The sequence below is a fragment of the Lonsdalea britannica genome (assembly GCF_946477055.1).
Lineage (GTDB): Bacteria > Pseudomonadota > Gammaproteobacteria > Enterobacterales > Enterobacteriaceae > Lonsdalea > Lonsdalea britannica_A.
Map to the genome: position 1 here is coordinate 1 of NZ_CAMKXG010000319.1, position 3,391 is coordinate 3,391.

The following is a 3,391-nucleotide window of genomic DNA, read 5'->3' on the forward strand; positions in this document are numbered from 1 at the left end:
AGACCGGCGCCATTCTGCGGGAGAACTTCTGCCGTCGAACCGGCGCGGAAAACAGTCTGATGGCGGGTACGTTGTTCGCCCGGGGCACAGATCTGCGCCCGCTGATCCATCCCTTCCTGCAAGCGCACTATGGACATGCGCTTGACGACCACAGCCTGCTGCGCTGGTTTGACGACTACCAGTCGTTGCTGTTGCGACCGGTGCTGGCGCTGTTCTTCAACCACGGCGTGGTGATGGAGCCGCATTTGCAAAACAGCGTGCTGGTACATCGGGAAGGGCGGCCGCATCAGGTTCTGCTGCGGGACTTCGAGGGCGTCAAGTTAACCGACGAATACGGTATGCGGGTCATTGGCGACGAGGTTCACCCGCGCGTTCGGGCCTCGCTGCGCTATTCGCGTCAGCAGGGCTGGAATCGCATTCAGTACTGCCTGCTGGTCAATCATCTGTCGGAAGCCGTGCTGGCGCTCAGCGATGAGCGTCCGGCGCTGGCGCCGCAGATGTGGCAGCGTGTGCGGGAACAGCTGAAGGCGATTCTGGGCGAGCTTCATGGCCCCGCGCCTGAGCTGGAGGCCCTTATCAAGGGGCATCCGGTCGCCTGTAAAACCAATCTCAAGGTGCGGCTTTCCGCCGACGCCGACCGGGCGGCGGGCTACGTGAACCTGCCCGCGCCGTGGTATGAGGAGGCGCGTCATGACTGAGCTGCCGTCCCACGTCGTCACGGCCATTCGCCGCCTGCAACGGCATGAGTCCGATCCGCTGGCGGCTTTCGTCTATGACCTGACCGCGCTGCGGCGGCATGTGAAGGCCGTCACGGCGGCGCTGCCGCCAGGCGTCGAGCTTTACTACGCCATCAAGGCCAACAGCGAGAAGCCGATTCTGGACACGGTCGCGCCGTGGGTCGATGGGTTTGAGATCTCGTCGGGCGGGGAAATCGAGCGGGTCGCCGGCTGCGCAACGGCACGTCCCTTCGTCTTCTCCGGACCGGGCAAACTCGATTCGGATTTTGACGCGGCGCTGCAACGCGATGTGGCGGCGGTGCATGTGGAAAGCCTGCACGAAATTGCCCGTTTGCAACGCTGCGCGCAGCGGGCAGGGCGAATACAGCCCGTGTTCATCCGCATCAATCCGCAGCTGTCCGACGGGCTGACCACCAAGCTGGCGATGGCGGGGAAACCGACGCCGTTCGGCATCGATGAGTCCGAACTGGCGGCGGCGGTCGCGGCGGTAGACGACGCCCGCCATCTGCGGCTGCAAGGCTTCCATGTACATGCGATGTCGCACCAGATTGAGGTGGAGCGCCATCGCCAGCTGCTGGACTTCTATCTCAGCCGTTGGCCGCGTTGGAAAGCGCTATCACGTCAGCCGGAGACGATCACGCATCTCAACGTCGGCGGCGGCATCGGCGTGGACTACCTCCATGCGGAGCAGTTTGACTGGCCGTCGCTGTGCCGTTTTCTGGGTCAGCGTTTGGCCGAGCTGGATGATACGCCCGTGGTGCGGTTCGAACCGGGACGATTCATCAGCGCCTACTGCGGTTACTACGTGGTGGAGGTACTGGACGCCAAAGTCAGTCACGGCAAGGGGTTCCTCGTCTGCCGCGGCGGTACGCACCAGTTTCGTCTGCCGGTCGCGCAGGGGCACGATCATCCGGTGATTCATCTGACGCAAGACGCGCGCGAACCGACAGGCTGGCAGACGTGGACGGTGGTGGGACAGCTGTGTACGCCCAAGGACGTTTTGAGCCGAGACCGTCGGCTGGCCGATGTCCGCATCGGCGATCTTCTGGTGCTGCCGATGGCGGGAGCCTACGGCTACAACATTTCCCACGCCGACTTCCTGTGCCACCCGCGTCCGCCGCAGTGGTTTGTGTTGGCCGCCGAAGAGGGCGAGGAGCGTCATGATCGCTAGCGCCCGCGCTCGTGCGCTGGTGGTGATCAACGTCCTGTTCGGCACGATCACCGTCAGCCTCAGCAACAGCGCCCTCAACCCGGCGCTGCCTGCGTTCATGAGCGCGTTTAACGTTGGCCCGCTGCTGGCGACGTGGATCGTCGCAGGGTTCATGGTCAGCATGACGATGACCCTGCCGCTGACCGGCTATCTGGGCGCGCGGCTGGGGCATAAACGGCTCTACCTGATCGGGGTGGCGCTGTTTATGGCGGGGTCGCTCGCAGGCGCGCTGGCGACGTCGATGTCGGGTGTGATCGGCGCGCGCGTCGCGCAGGGTATCGCCAGCGGCCTGATGATCCCGCTGTCTCTGGCACTGATTTTTGCGGTGTATCCGCGTGAGCAGCGGGGGGGCATCACGGGCGTGTGGAGCGCCGTGGTCATGCTCGCGCCTGCGCTGGGGCCGCTGTGCGGCGGGCTGCTGCTGGAGGTCTTCAGCTGGCGCGCGCTGTTCGCGGTCAATCTGCCGTTCGGGGTGCTGGCGCTGCTGATGGGCGGGCGGGTGCTTCCCTCAATCTCCCCTGATACGCAGGCGGCGTTCGACGCCAAAGGCTACGTGCTGATCGCCGCCGGTATTGGTCTGTTGCTGTTGGCGACCAGCCGCGTACACCACCTTTCGGCGCTGTCCAACCCGCTAAATCTTGCGTTGCTCCTGCTGGCGGCGCTCTGCCTGACGCTTTTTGTCCGCCGCGCCTGGCGCAAGGCCGATCCTCTGCTGAATCTGCGCATGTTTCGGCTGCGCGGCTATCGCCTGAGCGTGGCGATCACCGTCATCCAGTCCGTCGGCATGTTTGAGTGTTTGGTGCTGTTGCCGCTGTTGGTACAGCTGGTGCTGGGCCACAGCGCCATCGACACCGGTCTGGCGCTGCTGTGTACCGCGCTGAGCGCCAGCCTGTTTGGCCGGATTGGCGGCGGACTGTTGGATCGCCACGGGCCGTCGCGTGTAGTCGCAATAGGCCTGCTGCTGACGGGGCTGGCGACCTGCGGGCTGGGCCTGCTGGGGCCGCAGAGTTCGCTTGGCATGGTGTTCGTGCTGATGGTGCTGCGCGGCGCGGGACTGGGTCTGTCCTACATGCCGGTGACCACCGCCGGACTGAACGTGTTGCCCGATACGCTGGTGACGCAGGGAGCCGCGATGAACAACATTGCGCGCCGGCTGGCGGCGTCGCTGGCGATGGTAATGGCCGCGCTGTATCTGGAGTGGCGGATGACCGACGCCGGGGCGGCGTTGGCGTCCTTGCGCGCATCCGCCATCGGCGAAACGTTTATGGCCACCGGCCTGTTGATTTTTTTGGCGCTGCCGTGCGCCCTGCGTTTTCCGCGCGCAGAGACGTCGGCGGACGAGGCGGCCGCCTTGCTGGCACCGCGTCGTTAGCCGCACGAAAGCCAATAATTTTGTTCACCGTCAACGGATAAAGGTAAAACTCATGGAGACATCGTTACCCGC

At 64.7% G+C, this 3,391-nt stretch carries 3 protein-coding genes; all 3 read left to right on the forward strand.

The features are described from left to right. On the forward strand, positions 1-698 hold a 698-nt coding region (locus Q7O77_RS15925), incomplete at its 5' end, for a ferric iron reductase (protein ID WP_304169601.1). Beyond that, complete coding sequence (locus Q7O77_RS15930) at positions 691-1,908, forward strand: type III PLP-dependent enzyme (protein ID WP_304169604.1); 1,218 nt, start codon at positions 691-693, stop codon at positions 1,906-1,908. The genes Q7O77_RS15925 and Q7O77_RS15930, both read left to right, overlap by 8 nt. Continuing rightward, positions 1,898-3,319 carry a DHA2 family efflux MFS transporter permease subunit gene (locus Q7O77_RS15935; protein ID WP_304169607.1) on the forward strand — a complete coding sequence of 474 codons (1,422 nt, stop codon included), beginning with the start codon at positions 1,898-1,900 and terminating at the stop codon, positions 3,317-3,319. Before Q7O77_RS15930 ends, Q7O77_RS15935 begins: the two co-directional genes overlap by 11 nt. Positions 3,320-3,391 lie beyond the last annotated feature (72 nt).

What these genes read in the sequence shown, in the direction of transcription:
- Q7O77_RS15930 (WP_304169604.1), top strand. Translation starts at nt 691, where the DNA reads ATGACTGAGCTGCCGTCCCACGTCGTCACGGCCATTCGCCGCCTGCAA.
- Q7O77_RS15935 (WP_304169607.1), top strand. Translation starts at nt 1,898, where the DNA reads ATGATCGCTAGCGCCCGCGCTCGTGCGCTGGTGGTGATCAACGTCCTG.